A 16125-nucleotide genomic window follows, 5' to 3' on the forward strand; every position below is an offset into this window, starting at 1 on the left:
AGAGAACAAAAGTGGCTTTGACTAGGAGAAACGTGTGCCCGAAGTGGGACTCGAACCGGGCTCCAGGCGTTGCGGATACTGGGCTCCTTCGGAAACATGCGGAATCCGGCCCAGTCCGACCGATGTACGACCCGATCCGAGGCCCCAGGTGTGGACACTGTCCACACCCCCGCTTTTGCCTACCGAAGGCCTTCCCCAGGACTGCCGCACCCCGCACTGACAGGGTGCGCCGCTTTTTTGCCGTAAATTATCCGATCCTGCGGGAGAGATCCATCCGCGGCCGTGACCGGGTGGTGCCCGCGCTCGTTACCGAGTCCCGGGCACGCCGCACGACATGCACGGTCTCCAAACTTTCCATCAAGCCGTCACCTCCCCTCGAACCTTTCATAGTCCGAGCGGCCGACAACTGCATGACATATTCTCCCGGCCCGCCGAATCGGCCAGGTGCCATCCCGACGCTCGAGACGCGCCGCCCATACTGTGCAGATACTGGTGATCACTTCCGCACCGCGATGGGTGCGCTTCACGTGAAGGACGCGGTCGCCGCGACTACGCCCGCTGATCGGTAGTAGAAAACCCCCGGCGGGGCACCCCGTCGGGACTTTCTCACGGTTGGCCCTGAACGGCCTGGATCGCCTCTTCGGCCACGATCAGGTAGTTCTCGCGCCCGGCGGCCAGAGGTATCGAATCTTCGCCGTATTTGGAGTAGGCGATGTCGACAAGTTCCTCCGGGTCGTCGATACCGGGGGCACGTGCGATCCGGCCGAGGTCCTCGATGTCTTTCTGGCGCTCGGCCGCAAGCTTCATCGCCGCCAGTGAGCGCAGGTCGGCAATCCGGACCGCCGACGATGATCCTGGCGGGCCGGCCATCCAAGACGTCTCCTTCGGCAGGTAGGCGACCGCGTTGGAGTTCAGCCACCGCTCGGGCAGACCTTAATCATCGGCCATCTCCTGTACCACCTCGTCCACGACGGCAGCGTTCTCGTACTGAGCATCAATGTCGCCGGTCGCCCTGTCCAGGAGCCCGTGCAGGAGCAGCGCCGCTCCCCCGACAATCTGTACGTCCAGCTGGACGCCCCGGGTAAGCAGGCGGGATTCGAGCTCTTCGAGGAGCATTATGACGTCGTCGCGCAGGAAGCCCCTGCTGCTAAACCGTCGCGAGGTCACGCTCACGGATCCAGACATTCAGTTCAGCGAGCTCGGCTGGAGTGTCCTTCCGGATCAGATCCTTCATCCGGTCGCCGACGGGATGGAGTCTCTCCGCCGGGAAGATCGGGGTTCTTGACGGCTTGGCGCGGGCCGCCCACGAGGGTGTGGCTGATCCGGTCTTCCGCGAGATCCACCGGTTGATGCCCGCAAGAGCGGTCAGGTACTCGGCGTCATCGATCTTCGGTGCACGGGTCATTTCCGGGCGCCCAGCGGTGATTGATGCGCTGGCGTATTCGCCCAGGAGCCGCAGCGCGAACGGGTAATCCCGGGCCGCCAGGGTGTCCGCGAACTGCGCGCCGAAGTCGATGCGGTGCCGTTGCTGGCCCTTCGCGCTCAGGTCGATGTCGAGGAAGTTGATCACTTTCAGCGTCAGCCCGAGGGAGGCATTCTCCTTGCCGGCCTCGAGTTCCCCGATGAACTTCCGGGAAACCCCGCACTCTCTGGCAAGCTCCTGCTGGATAAGGCCTCGGTTCTTCCGTGCTGCACGGACGCGCTGGCCGAGCGCGGCGGCCGTCAGTTCTGTCGAAGCCATGCCCAAATCATGCCACCGATCGGTTACATCGGCCCTGCTTGGGTCAACGTCGATGGAGGAGCAGGGAAGCATGACTGCGGCCCCTGCCGCATCGGCCGCCAGGCGCCGGGCCTTGGCCTACCGCCCTTCCTGCCACAGGATGATGTCCATGACCTGCAGGAGCGAGGGGTCGTAGCCAAGCTCGACGGCGCCCGAATCCCGCTTGATGGTCTCCAGACGCTCCGGCAATCCGGTGTCGTCGGTCAGCGCCGCATACCAGCCGTGCCAGTAGTGCCCCGGCCAACAAAGCCCCGGATGACCTTGTCCACGATGGGAATCAGATGGGGCCTCTTTCTGGCCATGATCTTGCTCGCCGTCGTCGCACCGATCTCCCATTTCTGACCGCGTTGCCGGGTGATGACATTCCACAGTTCGTGCGCGGGGCTGGCCGGGCCCAGGTGGTCTTTGTAACCCTCGGCGTCGAGATCGCACATCCGGGTATCCGTCGGAATGAGGGACAGCAGCCGGTCGGCGTTTGCCTTCTCATCGCGCAGCAGCCCGATCGCTGCCGTCGGAGGCACCTGGACGCTCAAGAGGGAGACCGCAACGCAGTCGTCGGCGGTCAGCTGGTTCGCGGCGTCCGGCCGGTCCCCGCCGCCGGCCCACTGGTCAAAGCTGGCGCCGGTCCGCGGCAGGCCTTGGCGGTAGTCCTGAACGTAGTAGTCCCTGACGTGTGCGGTGGCCTCCTTGGTGTCGGCCAGAATTTGGTGCAACATCGCTCCCCCTGATTTGTCGGCGGCTATCCGCCCTCGTCACCATAGCTGCGATCGCGCCACAGACTGTGGCGGGAGAAGGCATTTTGCTTATCAGCGCATGTTCCCTCCGGGACCACACTCCGAACCCGGAAGGACCCATGCCGCTTCACCTGCCGCCAGTGCTACCGTCGCTCGATCTGGTCGCGGGATTTTGAGCTGCAGCCCCCGGAGAGCGTCGCTCCCTATCCGAGGCGCCCTACTCCTGCACTCTTTGGTCTCATCAAAGGTTCTATTCGGCTTCGCTGAAAATACTCGAAGTGATACACATTGCTGAGACAGGAGACGGACGTCAACTTCTTCGGCACTTCCGGAGCTCGCTGACTGGCCGCCGAGCCATGCGATCCATCCCGTCAAAGGATCCTTTGACGAGACGATTTTCGGGGGCCTGGAACCGTGTGAGTGCTTGATGGAAGAGCAGGGTTTCTCCGGTCGGCGTCAGGTAGCGCTAATGGTGAAAATCGCTTCTAGTTCGGTGAGGGCGGCTTGCTCGTCGGCGTTGATACGTTCACCGGATAGGCCGAGTATCCCGTCCTTCGATGCGGCTGCTGCGGTGGTAGCGATGTCGAGCACAGCTTTCTTGTACGCCTCGGCTTCTTCCGGGTCGTGTGTGGTGACGAGGACGGCGGCCTGGGTGAGTAGTTCGCGGAGTCGTTGGATGTTCTCGGGTGTGTGCTTGGTTGAGCCCGGGTCTCCGTTGGGTCCGGTCATGTCGGCTTGCACGGCGGCCAGGAGTGGAGTCGAGGGCTCCAGGACGCGGAGGGCGTTGGCGGAGGTGAGCATGTCCCGGATGGCGCCGGCGGCGTGGTGTTTGGCTGAGCTCACGACGAACGCTGCAGCGTAGAACGGTGCACCGCCGACGACTCGCCATTCCTCGGTGCTGTAGTTCTGCTTTCCCATGCGGGCTCCTTCAGTGGTGGTGGCTTATGCCTTGTGCGGGATGTGCGTGCTGGCGGGGCTGTTGGCTTCACGGGCATGTCTCCGGGTGCGGGCGTCTTCTCGAGCGGCGCTGATGATGGCGCAGAGCGAGAGGATGATCAAAATGACTTGCAAGCCGCCGACGAGGTCGGAGCTGCCGGAGCTATCGGTTGTCAGTGCCTGTGCTGCGCTGCTGACACCGGCAGAGGTGATGCCCATGTAGTCGTCGAGGAAGTGCAGGAGAATCGGCGCCCACAGCGTACCGGTGACTCGACGCGCCCAGTAGAACAGTGTTCCTGTCATGGAGATGATCATGACTTGCAGGGCGATGACCGCGACCGGGACGCCCTCTTCGAGACTGCCGAAAATGTGTGCCAATCCGAACAGGAGGGACGTCGTGAGCATGGTGACGAGCTCCCCATGACGTGCCCGGATTGAGGTGAGCAGTATCCCGCGGAAGAACAGTTCCTCACCCAGGGCGACGACGAACACCGCCATGACGACCAACCCCAACGACGTGACGGGGGTCGTGGCCCACGGGACCTCCGGGATTCGCAGGAGCTGCATGAGCAGGAACAGGACCGGGATGGACACCAGCCACCATCTGCGTGGAGTCATCGTCAGCGTGGGGCGTTCTCGCCAGACGTCCCGGCCCCAGCCGGAACGCCGCACGAAATACAGGCCCGCAAGGATGAGGATCGGTAGGGAGATCAGCTCGTTGAGTGTGAACTGAATCAAGGGGTCACCCACGGGTAGAGCCGCGCTCACGGCGTTCGACCCGGCCACTGCCACCAGGACATACACGGCGATAGCGACCAGGCCGATCCAGACACGACGGGGTATTCGGTCGTTGCGCGGCTGGCCTGCCGACATTCCTGCTGCGGCATCCGGTGTGTGGGGTGAAGAGGCGCGCGGGTTCATGAGACTCCGAATCTGCCCATCTCAGGGAGGAAACCCTGATCAGTGGCGTGCTGACGTGTTGGGGGAGGCATCGCCTTCGTGGTGATCGACTCCCGGTCCAGCAGGACCTCGACGGTTTCCATGTGAGCGTGCGTGGAAGGATCTGGGCTTAATATTGCTTCGATCGGTCCGGTTTCGATGGGAATGCTCGCGGACGATGAACACGGCGATGAGGCCGAAGAGGATGTAGAGGAAGTTGAAAAGACCGGCGAGGGCGATCAGGCCGCCGGCGCCTTCGGTATGGGAATGAGCGTCTATCCCGCCGGTGGCGAGGATGGTCGTCGGGTCGGTCGCGGCATGCAGCAGCATCGCCCACACCAGACGGCCGGTGACCCGCATTGAAAGGTACATCATCGCGCCGAACCCAAAGGTGTAGATCACGGTGACCAGGACCAGGGCTGGCGCTTGCCCCGAGAGGATGTTGCCGACATGGAGCAGTGCGAAGAACAGGGACGAGAGCATGAATGCCAGGCGCTCACTGTGTCCGCCGCGGCGGATCATCGTGACGACCAGGCCCCGGGTAGCCAGTTCCTCAGTGAAACCCACACAAAGCCCCAACAACAGGATGCTCAGCACGAGCGTGACGGAGTACGCCGACCAGTTCGTGGCAATGAGCCGCATCAGGATCGGAACGATGATCAGCGCCACGGCCAGCCACATCCACCCGCGGCCCCGAACGGGCTGGGGCCCGAAAAGTTCGCGGGTCCAGCCCAACGACCGCGCGAAGCCAAACAGCAGCAAGCCCGCCAAGACGATGGGAAGAGCCATACCCAAAAGGACGCTCATCGCATCGGCGAGGGGATTCGCTTCGTCGATGACATCTCCGAATACCGCGGCGATCCCTCGTCCGAGAAGCTCGTACACCACCCAATAAACGGCCACGAGCAAGAGCGCTTTCCACCACGTGCCCTGATTCCAGAACCGAACCCAACCCGACTCGACCTGTGCCATCACTGCCCCCGCAGATAGACCCCTGAAGTAGAGGCGGATGCGATCCAGCCTAAGCGCATCCCGGAGCCACGGCTACGAACCACCAGGTGTGCAGCCTCCAGCAACACATCCGCTCGGAAAAGCCAGGAACATCATGACCAAGCCGACACCCCCACCGACCTCACCTACACCGCCGGCACAGCAACTACTTCTGGTCCGGCTTAGAAGTAGGTGTTCTCAGTTCCACGGTTCCTCCGGCTCCATCGACTCCACAGCCTGAGTAGTTCATCCAAGTACGTCGTCCGGTGGAAGGATCCTTTTTCGAGACGCACTCAAGCGTCCGCCGTGAGGACGATTGGCGTGGTGTTGTTCGTGGAGCAGTCGCCGTATTGCTGGTTCTCGCCGGGACCCTGGTGCTTATCTGCGGACTCACTGCCCGGAAGCCAACGGGGCATGCCGCCTTTCCTGATTCAGATCCCCTTATCCGTATTCCTGATTTGTCCTGCTGTTCTGGCTGCCCGGCAGGATGTGCGCTTTCGCCCACAGTTGGTGGAAGTGGTTAATGGGTCCGTTGCCTTGCCCAACCTGCAATTCATCGGCGTTGGTAAGGGCGTCCTGGAGCCAATCTTTGGTCTGGGAAAGCGCTACCGTCCAGTCGCCGGTCCGTGCCATCATGGTGGCGATGGCGGAGGACAGTGAACATCCGGTTCCGTGCGTATTCTTGGTGTTCACCCGGGGGGTGATAACTTCGAAGACCTCCCCGCGTTCTGCGCTTTCCAACCGCCTGGAGGTATCCACGAGTGCGTCTGGGCTCACGTCTGTGTCCAGGTGGCCGCCCTTGACGAGTACCACCGTTTCTGCGGCCCTGGACAGTTGGCTGGCTTGGTCAAGAGCGGCCGGCCACTGTGCGCTGATTGGGGCGTTCACCAGAACAGCGAGTTCGGGAAGGTTGGGGGTGACCAGGTGCGCCCTGCCGACCAGCTCCCGCAACGCGGCTTCGGCGTCGGAGGCCAGGAGCCGGTCCCCGCTGGTGGCAATCATGACGGGGTCCAGCACCACCAAAGGCGGCCGCACCCGCTCGAGCCACTCCCGGACAACGGTGATGGTCGCAACGTTTCCCAGCATGCCGATCTTCACCGCATCGATCCTCACATCATCACTGACCGCGTCGAGTTGTTCTTTGAGGAACTGTGGTGGCGGGGTGTGCACGGATCGGACGCCGCGCGTGTTCTGCGCCACCAGGGATGTGACCGCCGCCATTCCGTACCCGCCGAGTGCGGCAATGCTTTTCAGGTCGGCCTGGATACCGGCTCCACCGGTCGGATCGGTCCCGGCGATACTGAGGACGCGGGGAACATCGCGCAGGGTCAGGTCACCTAGGAACACCATTCCGCCTTCAATGCTTCGGCCGCGGATCGAGGATCATCGGCAGCGCACACTGCCGATACGACGGCCACCCCAGCGGCACCGGCATCCCGCAAGGGGCGTATATCAGCGCCACTGATTCCACCGATGGCCACGCAGGGCAGGGAACAGGAGGCAGTAAGGGCGCCGAAACCGCTGATTCCCAATGGTTCGGGATGATCGGGTTTGGTGGCGGTCGCGAAAATGGCACCGACCCCCAAGTAGTCCACTGTCCCCTCGGGTAACCTGTGCGCAGTTTCGATCTCGGTGCTGGTTGCCGCGCTCAGACCGACGATGGTTTCCGGTCCTACCAGGGCTCGGACGGAATGCGCCGGCAGGTCGGACTGACCGACGTGCACCCCGGCTACCTGCGCTCCTGCCGCCCGTGCCGCCAGGAAAATATCCACCCGGTCGTCGACCAGCACCGGGACCTTGGCTCCGACGGAATCCGCGACAGTCACGAGCAGGTTCAGCAGGTCCCGGGCGGAGGCTTCCTTGTCCCGTACCTGAACCATCGTGGCACCTCCTGCGACCGCCTCGGCGGCGACAGCGGCAACGGTCCGTGGGCTGCACTGCGCCGTATCAGTCACCAGGTACAGCGGCAGATGTTGCCTCGGGTCTGCCCTGAAATCACGCCGGTTCACCGTGCGTGGCCCGGCGCATCGACAGGACGGAGGTCCAGCGTCTTGAGGACGTCATCGGGCCCGATGCGCGCAAGACTGTCGAGGAAGCCCACCGCAAAGCTCCCCGGGCCGTATGCCTGCTCCGCGGCCTGCTCCGCGGCAATGGTGTAAACGCCGGTGGCCGCTGTCGCTGCTATAAGCGCATCATCGGTCAATGACGCGAAGGCGGCCATCACAGCACCGAGGGCGCACCCACCACCTGTGACCCGGGTCAGCAGGGCGTGCCCGTTGGCCACGCCAATCATTTGTCCGCCGTGTCCGACGAGCAGATCCACCGCACCCGATACCGCCACCGCCGACCCGCTGGAGCCAGCCAAATGCTGTGCGGCCTCGAGAGCGGACAGAGGGTCCTCGGTCGAATCCACTCCCCGGCCCCCGGCACCCACCCCGGCCAGCGCCATGATCTCCGAGGCGTTGCCGCGGATGATGTGCGGGCGTTGCGTGACGAGCTGGTGGGCCAGCTCCGTGCGGACAGTCAGAGAACCGACCGCCACGGGATCCAGGACCCATGGTGTTCCGGCAGCATTGGCGGCCTGCACGGCTTCGACCATCGCCGTTTGTTGCTCCTGCCCCGGAGTGCCCAAATTAATTAGGACCCCCGAGGCTACGGACGCGAATTGTCCGGCCTCCTCGGGTATGTCCACCATTGCCGGAGATGCCCCTACGGCGAGCAGGACATTCGCGGTGAAGTTGGTCACCACGGCGTTGGTGATGCTCTGCACCAGAGGGCTTCGGGCCCTCAACTCCTCGAGCAGTGCGGCACAATCCGATGATGTATAGCGAATAGCCATCCGCGACATCCCTTCGCTAGTTCGAACTAGATCAGGTTCAACGGGTATCGATTCTCAGCTGCACCATTGGCGGGCAGCACCCCGTGTCACTACTGCCACCTTAGCGTCTCCAGGTACAGCGCAGTCGACAGCAGCAACTTGTGGAATGGCACTCGACTCCGGTCAGAGCCAGCCGAAGGACACGATGGCCCGCGGCTCAAAACACGTCCCAACCGCACGATGACCGCGATCAAGGAACTCACCTCCTCCCGTGCACCGCCCGACGAAGACCCAGCCGTATTCAGGACCCAAAGCAGCACCGACCCCGGACAACGCGGACACAACCACCCACACCTTCTCCTGCACGACACGTCCCTGGTCCCTGGGTGCCGGGTTCGCCCGAGCCTTCCTGCCCTACCGGCAAAAAAATCTTCTACTGCTCTTCAACGTTGTATCCAAAACACCAATTCTTTTCGGCGCGCCTCTTGGTCGCTACTTAACTGCTTTCGCCCCCTCCTCACCGACAGCACCAGCCCGATCTAAACCTGCGCCGACCCACCCTCGGGAAAGCCCCTCCCAAGCGTGCACCGACGAGACTCCGAAGGCACTGTCACTCCCATGCAAAACACAAGTCGGTGTACCCGGATCAGCCAGGAAAAACCTGCGCAGGCGTTGCTCGTTCAAGAACGCACATGAGTCGCGCCACAACAAGCCCGCAAGCCACCCCCGCGGTGCCACAATCGTTAGAATCCACCCCGTCCAGCCGGGCCGCCCAACCCCGTCTCAGCCAGCCGGGGTTTACTGTGGGAATAGTGACACGGGGTGCCGGTTGTGACTGGCTGAGATGACACCCGTTGAACCTGATCCAGTTCGAACTGGCGAAGGGATGTCCTCCCAGCACCTTCGGGTGTCGGTTACGCATTCCGTCGCCCTGACTCCGGGGAAGTCCCTTGACGCAACTCATAGAACAGATCGTGTTGATCACCGGCGGCGGCCGAGGACTCGGCGCCAGGATCGTCGAAGCCTTCGCCGCCGAAGGCGCACGGGTGGTCATCAACTACCGCACCAGCCGCGACAGCGCCCAGGAACTATCAACTTGTATCGGTCCCTCACAGGCCGTAGCGCTGGAAGCAGATGTCACCAATCCCGAGCAAGTACACACCATGCTCAAGCACGCACAAGAACACTTCGGCTCCCCGGTCACCACCGTGGTCAACAATGCCCTGGCCCCCTTCTCCTTCAACGGAGACGCCCGCACGCCCGCAGCAGAAATCGGTTGGGACGCATTCGCCGCCCAGTTCTCCGGGAGCGTCCGGGGAGCCCTGAACACCATCCAAGCCGCTCTGCCCGGAATGCGGGAACAAGGGTCCGGGCGGATCATCAACATCGGCACGAACTTGTTCCAGAACCCTGTAGTGCCCTACCACGACTACACCGCGGCCAAAGCGGCCCTACTCTCGCTGACCCGAACCTTGGCCAAGGACCTGGGCCAGCACAACGTGACAGTGAATATGGTCTCCGGCGGCCTGCTGCGCACCACCGACGCCAGCGCAGCGACCCCCGAAGAGGTCTTTGACCTCATCGCTACCTCCACGCCCCTAGGACGTGTCACCACCCCGCACGAGTTCGCAGACGCAGTCCTCTTCTTCGCCTCACCCTGGGCACGGTCAGTCACTGGTCAGAACCTGGTAGTCGACGGCGGCCTCGTCATGGACTAGTCCGAGAAGAAACCAGCGCCGCGCCCGTTTCAGGGCATCAGTAAGCCCACCAAACGCCCACAATCAGTTCGGGTGCCCCATGCTGCGGTGCTGGAACGCACGTGGAATGACAAGCACCAGCACGGCCAGACGACCCCGCCGTGAACGTTTGAACTCAGCGCGTTCCCGCTGTTACATCCGGGGACTGTCCGATAAACGGTCGTTCGTTGACGCAGTTCCGCTGATCTCGAAGTACCCCGAGTTCACTGCAAAGGGGAACCACGTACGCAAGGTGACCTGCCAGGCCTGGGACTCAGTCACCGTCACTTCTGGGCTTCCGGGCATCGCGGAACTGCCTGGGAATTCGGAGCACCGTGATCGGCAGCGCAATCTTCCCGGGCACTTGTGGAGTCATCAGAGCTGGCCAGGTGCTGACACAATCGATTTTTGCGGCGGGGGGACTGTCCGATAAACGGTGTGTGGAGTCCGCCGGTTTTCATTAGTGGCTGGTTCTTTCGAACCGTCCGGCGAAGGTAATCGCGAACGCGTTGAGGGCGGGTTTCCACCTGATCACCCAGCGTGCTCTGCCGCCGGCGGTCGGGTCAAGGGACCGAGTCACGAGATACAGGCATTTTAGTGCCGCCGCCTCGTCGGGGAAGTGCCCCCTGGCTCTGACGGCTCGGCGGTAGCGGCCGTTGATCGACTCGATGGCGTTGGTCGTGCAGATGACCCGGCGGATCTCCACGTCGTATTCGAGGAACGGCACGAACTGAAGCCCACGAGCTCTCCCAGAGCTTCACGATCGCCGGAGACCGCTGGCCCCACTCTGCCGTGAACTCCGTGAACCGGTCTTTCGCCGCGGCCTCGCTCGGTGCCGTGTAGACGGGCTTGAGCGCCTTCACGATCCCGTCGCGGTGTTGGCGGCCGGCGTAGCGGAAGCTGTTGCGGATCAGGTGCGCGATGCACTGCTGCACGACCGTCCGCTCCCAGGCCGTGTTGACCGCCTCGGGCAGCCCTTTCAGGCCATCACACACGGCGATGAACACGTCTTCGACGCCTCGGTTCTTCAACTCGGAGAAGACCTGCAGCCAGAACCTGGCACCTTCACCCCCGTCGCCGGCCCATATCCCAAGGATCTCCCGCTCTCCGTTCGTGGTGACACCCATGACGACGTAGAACGGGATGTTGCGCACCTGCCCGTAACGGACTTTCACCACGATCGCATCGACGAAGAGCACCGGGTAAAGCGGATCCAGAGGCCGGGAGGACCACTCAGCCATCTCGCCGGCGACCTTCTCCGTGATCCGGCTGATGGCGTCCCTGGAAACCTTCGCCCCGTAGACCTCCTCGAAATGCGCCGCGATTTCCCCGGTGGTCAGCCCCCGGGCGGACAGCGAGAGCACGACCTGATCAATGCCGTCCAGGCGTCGTTTCCGCTTGGGCACGATCACCGGCTCGAACGACCCGTCCCCGTCCCGGGGTACCTCGATCTGGACCGGGCCGATCTCGGTCAGCACCGTCTTCACCCGGGTCCCGTTGCGCATGTACTCCGCGATCGGCGTCTGCCCGTGCTCGTGCCTAAGGTGTTCGGTCAGCTCCGCCTCCAGGGCGGTCTCGAGGACGTTCTTGGTCAGCTGGTTCAGCAGCCCGCCGGGGCCGACAAGGCTCACGCCCTGCTCCCTGGCCTGGGCGAGCACCCGTTGGGCAAGGTCCTTCTGGTCGATGATCTCTCCGGTCACAGGATCGATCATCGCCTCTATTGCTTCGGTCGTGAAGTCGTTCACGGCCATCTCCTCTCGGATCGGGCCGAACCCTCATACACCGTTTTTCTTACAGTCCCCGGCGGGGGCGTTCCCTAGGGTGTGTCAGGCGGGTTGTCGGTACCTGCGAGTATGCGAAGCCTGTGGAGCTGGTCGTCGATTTCCTGCAAGTCGGCGATGGCGGCGCATAGAAGTGTTTGGATCGGTGGTGGTGGGGGCGGCGCTGGCGGGGTTCGCTCCTCAGCGTCTACAGCGGATGAGTCCAAGATTGTCAGGACCTCGGCGGCCAGGCTGGACCGGACCGCTTCGAGTTCCTTCAGGGGGGTCATACCGGTTCCGGGGGTGCCGGCATCTGCCTGCCGCTGCATTGATGCCGGGTCACCGACGGACATCCCTTGATCCTTCCAGGAGGCGCATACAGCGTGGGCGGAACACTCCACGGTGCTGCCTGCGTGTGTTTCCTGCCCCGGGGGAGGAAGGCCGCTCAGATCGGCAGTGATGCGATCTGTAGTGGTGTGATCTGTAGTGGTGTGATCTGTAGTGGTGCGGTCAGCGCTGGCTGTGCACGCCCGGGCGCGGAAAGAACCTTGGGTCTTTGGGCTGGGTTCATCGTGAACGGGTCCGGGTCGGGGCGATGGTGTGCGGTGCTGCAGCTCCGGTTAGGGCTCCTGCCGTCGCACAGCGGTGGGGCCCTAACCGGAGGAATGGGGTTTTTCAGGTTGCCGCCGTGTTGGCTTTGGGGCGCCGGAGGTTGATGTGGTGAAACGACAGATGGTCATCACCTGCCGTGGGATCTGGCGGTGATGACCATCTGTCAGTGACGGGGCTATTCGGCCGGTGTCGCTGCTGGTTCGCCAGCGGTCTTTGCGCTCTTGTTGTGGTGAACGGCGATCGCGGCACCTGCGGCAAGGGCCACTCCGCCGCCGAGGCCGATCAGGCCCATGTCGGGTCCGCCGGTGTTTGTTCCTTCGATACCGGTCCCGGGTGCACCTGATGGCATGGATCCGCCGGGCTGTGCTGGGAGGTTTCCGCTGCCGTTGAGTTCGCCGTTGACACCGTTGGGGAAGAACCCGCCGGAGCGCACGGAATCCGGGGTCAGGTAGACAATGTTCAGGACCTGGCCCGGGGTGCGGCTGAAGGCGAGACCATTGGCGTCGGTGGGCACCAGGTTCGCGGTGTCGTTGAGCACGATGGGCTGATCGATGTCTTCTGGTCCGTCGACGCTGTCGCGAAGATCCGAGATCGCCACAGTGGGGGCGATAAGATCGAGTCCGGAGAGCGTGGTCCTGATGATCCCTGAGTGATACGCCTCGACCGCGAGGATGCCGGCGGCTGCGTCCAGGAACGTCTTGTTGGTGATCAGGGGGGCGGCGCCCTTGTAGGCGGTGACTCCGACATCTTCGAAGATGAAAGCGCCCAGGAGGAAGTTTTCTTCGCTCTCGTAGACATCGAACGGTTCGCCTTCTTTGATCAGCCCGGCAGCCACGGCTGCTGCGGTGAAGCTCGCGCCGATGTCGATGGCCGGGCGGGACACCGCGGCACCGCCCAGGGCGGTGCGAAGGAAAGCGACGTGTGCTTTTTCGTCAGCGGCGATTTCCCGGGCGTACTGCTCGATCTTCTTTGTTTTGAACGGCACAGCGTGTCCTCCGGTGACATCACCGGGGGTCCCTGTTCCACCGATCAGATCCGAGGACAACCCCTGGCCGTCAATGGCCCGCAGGTAAAACTCGGCCTCAAGGTATTCCAGGTTCAAGGCGAAGTTCAGGATCGCGGAATCGCTGGGGCCCTGCATGTCCGCGGGCTGGGCGCTGGCCGGAGCCGCTGAGGCGAGCATCGCCGCGGAACTCACTCCGAGGCCGGCGATTCCAGCGGTCTGGAAGAAGCGGCGGCGATCCACCGCATTTTCGGCGCTTCGGGAAATAGCTTTGGCAATAAAACTTTTATCGAACATGACCAGCACCGACCGTTCGTTAGAAACCATAAAGGGATGAAACAACCTTCGCGTACTCCTGATCCTCACGCGTCACACAGGATATGACAAGAGTTCAGCCTGACTTTTAGTGAAATTAAAAATCCCGCATCAGCCGCGGTGGGAAGAGATCAGGTGCGCGTAGGCGACGACGTTTTGATTGAACTCCCCCGTTGACGGATCGAATCCACCGCAGGTAATGAGTCGAAGCTCCGCGCGGTCCGCCTGCCCGTAGACCTCCACCGAAGGAAACGAGGCCTTATCGTAGGTGTCCACCCGGTACACCTGGAACACGGCAATCGTCCCGTCCGCACGGGTCACCGAGACCTGATCGGTGTCGGTGAGCTCATGGAGCCGGTAGAACACGCCCACACCGGTCTGGGTCGAGTTCACGTGTCCGAGGATGACCGAGGATCCCAGCTCACCCGGAGTCGGGGAGTTCTTGTACCACCCGGCGGGAGAATCGGCATCTCCTGGCGGAACGGACACTGTCCCGTCGGCCTCCAAGCCAAGATCCATCAGTGTGGAGGTGACACCGATGATGCCTATATCAAGAGTGACAGGCGCTGAGGGTGGCAGAACCGGCCCGAGGACCGACGTGGCGGTGGCGTCCTTGCCGGGCGTTGCGGAAGGAACAGGAGCCGCTGCAGGGGCGGGAACGCTGGAGGGTTCAGCGGCGCCCGGGCTGGTTCCAGGTGATGTGTCCGGCGGGGCCGGGGTTTGCGCTTGTGCGGTGGCCTCTTCCCTTATCGGGGCGGCGGCGGCCGGGGCGGCGGAGGGTTCAACATCACCGCGGTAGGCAACCGCATTGGATGCCGCCTCGCTTGAGAGCCCCACTCCGGCTGTCGCCACGCCGCCCACCAGAAAGGCCGCGGCCACACCGGTGAAGAGCCGGCTGGTGCGCGGGGCGCCGCTCACGGCGCCGCGGTGTCGCATCCCTCTGGAGCTGTGTCGCATCTAAGGCCCTGGCCCGCTCTTTCCGTCGGTGGAATCGTCCGCTTCAAGGTAATGATGACGGCCAAAGCCACATCGATGAGCGGGGATCCGTGGTGCAGTTCTGACCTCTGACAGTAGTGCGGGGAATTCCGCCTGTCGATACACGCTTGATCAACGACGGCACCTCAGGAATCCGCTCTACGGTCCTGTGTCGTCATGAGCGATTGCTCCGCCGGAGCTTATAAAAACCGACGCCCTGGACGGGTGCATCACCGGGCATCCCCTGAAAGGGTCGATGCTTCTACACCTCGATCGGATTCTGCCGGCATAGCTGGCGCAGCTGGCACCGGCGGGGCAGGAGCCGCCGGGGACTCATCTGCAGGGTGCGATACGGGGCTCGGGGTCTCGCGCCGGCCGACCTTCCCGGCATCGGGTTCGGCCGGACCCTCCGGTTGCTGCAGTGCCGGTGCCGGCACTGCTGACGCTCCTGTGTGCGGGGTCGTGGGCGTCGAGGGTGGCCCGGTGAGTGTTTCGCTGAACTCCTCGGTGAGGGCGTCTTTGATGATCCGTCGCGGATCGTATTGCCGGGGATCGAGTTTGCGCCAGTCCACGTCGTCAAGTTCAGGGCCCATCTCCTCGCGCAGCTGCTCGCGGGCCCCGTTGGCCATCCTGCGCAGATTCCTGACCAGTTGACCGAGTTGCGCAGCGTATTCCGGTAATCGCTCGGGCCCCAGAATGAGCACACCCAAAACGACCAGGACTATCAGTTCGAGACCGTTGATACCCAGCATGGTGAGAAGACTACAGCGACGATTCTCCTTGCACACCGGAAACGACCGGGGGCAGAGGATTCACCTCGGCGGACAACCCCCGTTCGGGCCCTTGTCAGGGCATCACACGCGGTGGGGGTGTTGACAGTGGCTGGCAGTGTCAGATTCCGTCGATGACGGACGCCGTGTCCGCGGTCAGATCGAGGTGGGCCTGCCGTGCGGCGTGGCGTCGTGCACGCCTTTTGTCGTTCAGAAGGCATATCCCGATGGCCACGCAGAACAGCAGCAGCATGGGGGCCGCGAGGTAGAACATGCTCATTGCGTCCGCTCCGGGTGCGGCCATGGCTGCGAAGAGGCAGATCAGGAAAAAGGTGATCCGCCATGCCTTTAGGACCTGCCTGCCGGTGATGATTCCGACCATGTTCAGACCGACCAGGATGACGGGCAGGAGGAAGGCTATCCCGAAAGCCAGCATCAGGCGCAGCAGGAAAGCGATGAACACCGTGACGGTGATGATGTTCGAGAAACCGCCAGGGGTGAAGTCCGTTAACACCCGCACAGCGTTGGGAAGGATCAACCATGCCAGGAAGATCCCTGAGAAGAACAGCGGGACAGCGACTGCAATGAAGGTCAGGGCGACGCGGCGCTCTTTGGTTCTTAAGCCGGGCGTGATGAAAGCCCACAGCTGATACAGCCACACGGGGCTGGAGATGACGATCCCGAGGAACACGGAGACCTGGATCATCAAATCGAAGGGAGAGGCCACAGCGTCGAAGTTCAGCGCAGCGGTCCGGTT

Annotated in this window: 16 protein-coding genes, 1 pseudogene and 2 riboswitches; of the genes and pseudogenes, 1 reads left to right on the forward strand and 16 read right to left on the reverse strand. The window is 63.1% G+C overall.

The window, feature by feature from the left end; genetic code table 11:
* Nucleotides 1-606: 606 nt before the first annotated feature.
* The 10 genes from QZX79_RS03515 to thiM all read right to left on the reverse strand — a co-directional run bounded on the left by QZX79_RS03515 (nucleotide 607) and on the right by thiM (nucleotide 8227).
* Nucleotides 607-870: a hypothetical protein gene (locus QZX79_RS03515; RefSeq protein WP_294564726.1), complete on the reverse strand. Its 264-nt coding sequence runs from the start codon at nucleotides 868-870 to the stop codon at nucleotides 607-609.
* 63 nt (nucleotides 871-933) lie between these two features.
* Nucleotides 934-1167, reverse strand: coding sequence for a DUF6036 family nucleotidyltransferase (locus QZX79_RS03520; RefSeq protein ID WP_294564729.1), 234 nt, complete (start codon nucleotides 1165-1167; stop codon nucleotides 934-936).
* On the reverse strand, nucleotides 1148-1741 hold the full coding sequence (locus tag QZX79_RS03525) for a helix-turn-helix domain-containing protein (protein ID WP_294564731.1): 594 nt from the start codon (nucleotides 1739-1741) through the stop codon (nucleotides 1148-1150). Before QZX79_RS03525 ends, QZX79_RS03520 begins: the two co-directional genes overlap by 20 nt.
* Before the next feature lie 242 nt (nucleotides 1742-1983).
* Nucleotides 1984-2496 carry a DUF6308 family protein gene (locus QZX79_RS03530; RefSeq protein WP_294564734.1) on the reverse strand — a complete coding sequence of 171 codons (513 nt, stop codon included), beginning with the start codon at nucleotides 2494-2496 and terminating at the stop codon, nucleotides 1984-1986.
* A 474-nt stretch (nucleotides 2497-2970) separates the two neighbouring features.
* A complete protein-coding gene (locus tag QZX79_RS03535; RefSeq protein ID WP_294564736.1) occupies nucleotides 2971-3432 on the reverse strand; it encodes a hypothetical protein in 462 nt (153 codons plus the stop codon).
* A gap of 24 nt (nucleotides 3433-3456) precedes the next feature.
* Nucleotides 3457-4371 carry a CPBP family intramembrane glutamic endopeptidase gene (locus tag QZX79_RS03540; protein WP_294564739.1) on the reverse strand — a complete coding sequence of 305 codons (915 nt, stop codon included), beginning with the start codon at nucleotides 4369-4371 and terminating at the stop codon, nucleotides 3457-3459.
* Between the two features lie 39 nt (nucleotides 4372-4410).
* Nucleotides 4411-5361 carry a CPBP family intramembrane glutamic endopeptidase gene (locus tag QZX79_RS03545; protein ID WP_294564742.1) on the reverse strand — a complete coding sequence of 317 codons (951 nt, stop codon included), beginning with the start codon at nucleotides 5359-5361 and terminating at the stop codon, nucleotides 4411-4413.
* 459 nt (nucleotides 5362-5820) lie between these two features.
* A complete protein-coding gene (thiD, locus tag QZX79_RS03550) occupies nucleotides 5821-6729 on the reverse strand; it encodes a bifunctional hydroxymethylpyrimidine kinase/phosphomethylpyrimidine kinase (protein ID WP_366484667.1) in 909 nt (302 codons plus the stop codon).
* The gene (thiE, locus tag QZX79_RS03555; RefSeq protein ID WP_294564745.1) at nucleotides 6717-7388 is read right to left on the reverse strand and encodes a thiamine phosphate synthase; all 672 of its coding nucleotides are present in this window, start codon (nucleotides 7386-7388) and stop codon (nucleotides 6717-6719) included. The genes thiD and thiE overlap by 13 nt, the downstream gene beginning before the upstream one ends.
* Nucleotides 7385-8227 carry a hydroxyethylthiazole kinase gene (gene thiM / locus QZX79_RS03560; RefSeq protein ID WP_294564748.1) on the reverse strand — a complete coding sequence of 281 codons (843 nt, stop codon included), beginning with the start codon at nucleotides 8225-8227 and terminating at the stop codon, nucleotides 7385-7387. Before thiM ends, thiE begins: the two co-directional genes overlap by 4 nt.
* Nucleotides 8210-8312, reverse strand: a riboswitch (TPP riboswitch). Its footprint overlaps the gene before it by 18 nt.
* A 693-nt stretch (nucleotides 8313-9005) precedes the next feature.
* A riboswitch (TPP riboswitch) is annotated at nucleotides 9006-9101 on the forward strand.
* Nucleotides 9102-9147: 46 nt separating this feature from the next.
* Here thiM and QZX79_RS03565 point away from each other — a divergent pair.
* A complete protein-coding gene (locus QZX79_RS03565) occupies nucleotides 9148-9915 on the forward strand; it encodes a 3-oxoacyl-ACP reductase (protein ID WP_294564751.1) in 768 nt (255 codons plus the stop codon).
* Between the two features lie 478 nt (nucleotides 9916-10393).
* Here the strand turns inward: QZX79_RS03565 and QZX79_RS03570 are convergent.
* The 6 genes and pseudogenes from QZX79_RS03570 to QZX79_RS03595 form a co-directional block, all read right to left on the reverse strand.
* Nucleotides 10394-11645 (reverse strand): annotated as a pseudogene (locus tag QZX79_RS03570) (IS256 family transposase).
* A 104-nt stretch (nucleotides 11646-11749) separates the two neighbouring features.
* Nucleotides 11750-12046, reverse strand: coding sequence for a hypothetical protein (locus QZX79_RS03575; RefSeq protein ID WP_294564754.1), 297 nt, complete (start codon nucleotides 12044-12046; stop codon nucleotides 11750-11752).
* 434 nt (nucleotides 12047-12480) lie between these two features.
* Nucleotides 12481-13635: a ferritin-like domain-containing protein gene (locus QZX79_RS03580; protein ID WP_294564757.1), complete on the reverse strand. Its 1155-nt coding sequence runs from the start codon at nucleotides 13633-13635 to the stop codon at nucleotides 12481-12483.
* A gap of 99 nt (nucleotides 13636-13734) precedes the next feature.
* Complete coding sequence (locus tag QZX79_RS03585) at nucleotides 13735-14580, reverse strand: class F sortase (RefSeq protein WP_366484668.1); 846 nt, start codon at nucleotides 14578-14580, stop codon at nucleotides 13735-13737.
* 248 nt (nucleotides 14581-14828) lie between these two features.
* Entirely contained in the window at nucleotides 14829-15350 is a 522-nt protein-coding gene (locus QZX79_RS03590; RefSeq protein WP_294564764.1) for a twin-arginine translocase TatA/TatE family subunit, read from the reverse strand.
* 139 nt (nucleotides 15351-15489) lie between these two features.
* Nucleotides 15490-16125 (reverse strand): twin-arginine translocase subunit TatC (locus QZX79_RS03595; RefSeq protein ID WP_294564766.1); only part of this gene is annotated, 636 nt, incomplete at its 5' end.

Origin of the sequence: uncultured Arthrobacter sp., assembly GCF_902805515.1 — a bacterium.
In the GTDB taxonomy this organism is placed as follows: domain Bacteria; phylum Actinomycetota; class Actinomycetes; order Actinomycetales; family Micrococcaceae; genus Arthrobacter_D.

Coding starts and splice junctions, on each gene's coding strand:
- QZX79_RS03515 (WP_294564726.1), bottom strand. CDS start 870: ATGGCCGGCCCGCCAGGATCATCGTCGGCGGTCCGGATTGCCGACCTG.
- QZX79_RS03525 (WP_294564731.1), bottom strand. CDS start 1,741: ATGGCTTCGACAGAACTGACGGCCGCCGCGCTCGGCCAGCGCGTCCGT.
- QZX79_RS03530 (WP_294564734.1), bottom strand. CDS start 2,496: ATGTTGCACCAAATTCTGGCCGACACCAAGGAGGCCACCGCACACGTC.
- QZX79_RS03535 (WP_294564736.1), bottom strand. CDS start 3,432: ATGGGAAAGCAGAACTACAGCACCGAGGAATGGCGAGTCGTCGGCGGT.
- QZX79_RS03540 (WP_294564739.1), bottom strand. CDS start 4,371: ATGAACCCGCGCGCCTCTTCACCCCACACACCGGATGCCGCAGCAGGA.
- QZX79_RS03545 (WP_294564742.1), bottom strand. CDS start 5,361: ATGGCACAGGTCGAGTCGGGTTGGGTTCGGTTCTGGAATCAGGGCACG.
- thiD (WP_366484667.1), bottom strand. CDS start 6,729: ATGGTGTTCCTAGGTGACCTGACCCTGCGCGATGTTCCCCGCGTCCTC.
- thiM (WP_294564748.1), bottom strand. CDS start 8,227: ATGTCGCGGATGGCTATTCGCTATACATCATCGGATTGTGCCGCACTG.
- QZX79_RS03575 (WP_294564754.1), bottom strand. CDS start 12,046: ATGTCCGTCGGTGACCCGGCATCAATGCAGCGGCAGGCAGATGCCGGC.
- QZX79_RS03580 (WP_294564757.1), bottom strand. CDS start 13,635: ATGGTTTCTAACGAACGGTCGGTGCTGGTCATGTTCGATAAAAGTTTT.
- QZX79_RS03585 (WP_366484668.1), bottom strand. CDS start 14,580: ATGCGACACAGCTCCAGAGGGATGCGACACCGCGGCGCCGTGAGCGGC.
- QZX79_RS03590 (WP_294564764.1), bottom strand. CDS start 15,350: ATGCTGGGTATCAACGGTCTCGAACTGATAGTCCTGGTCGTTTTGGGT.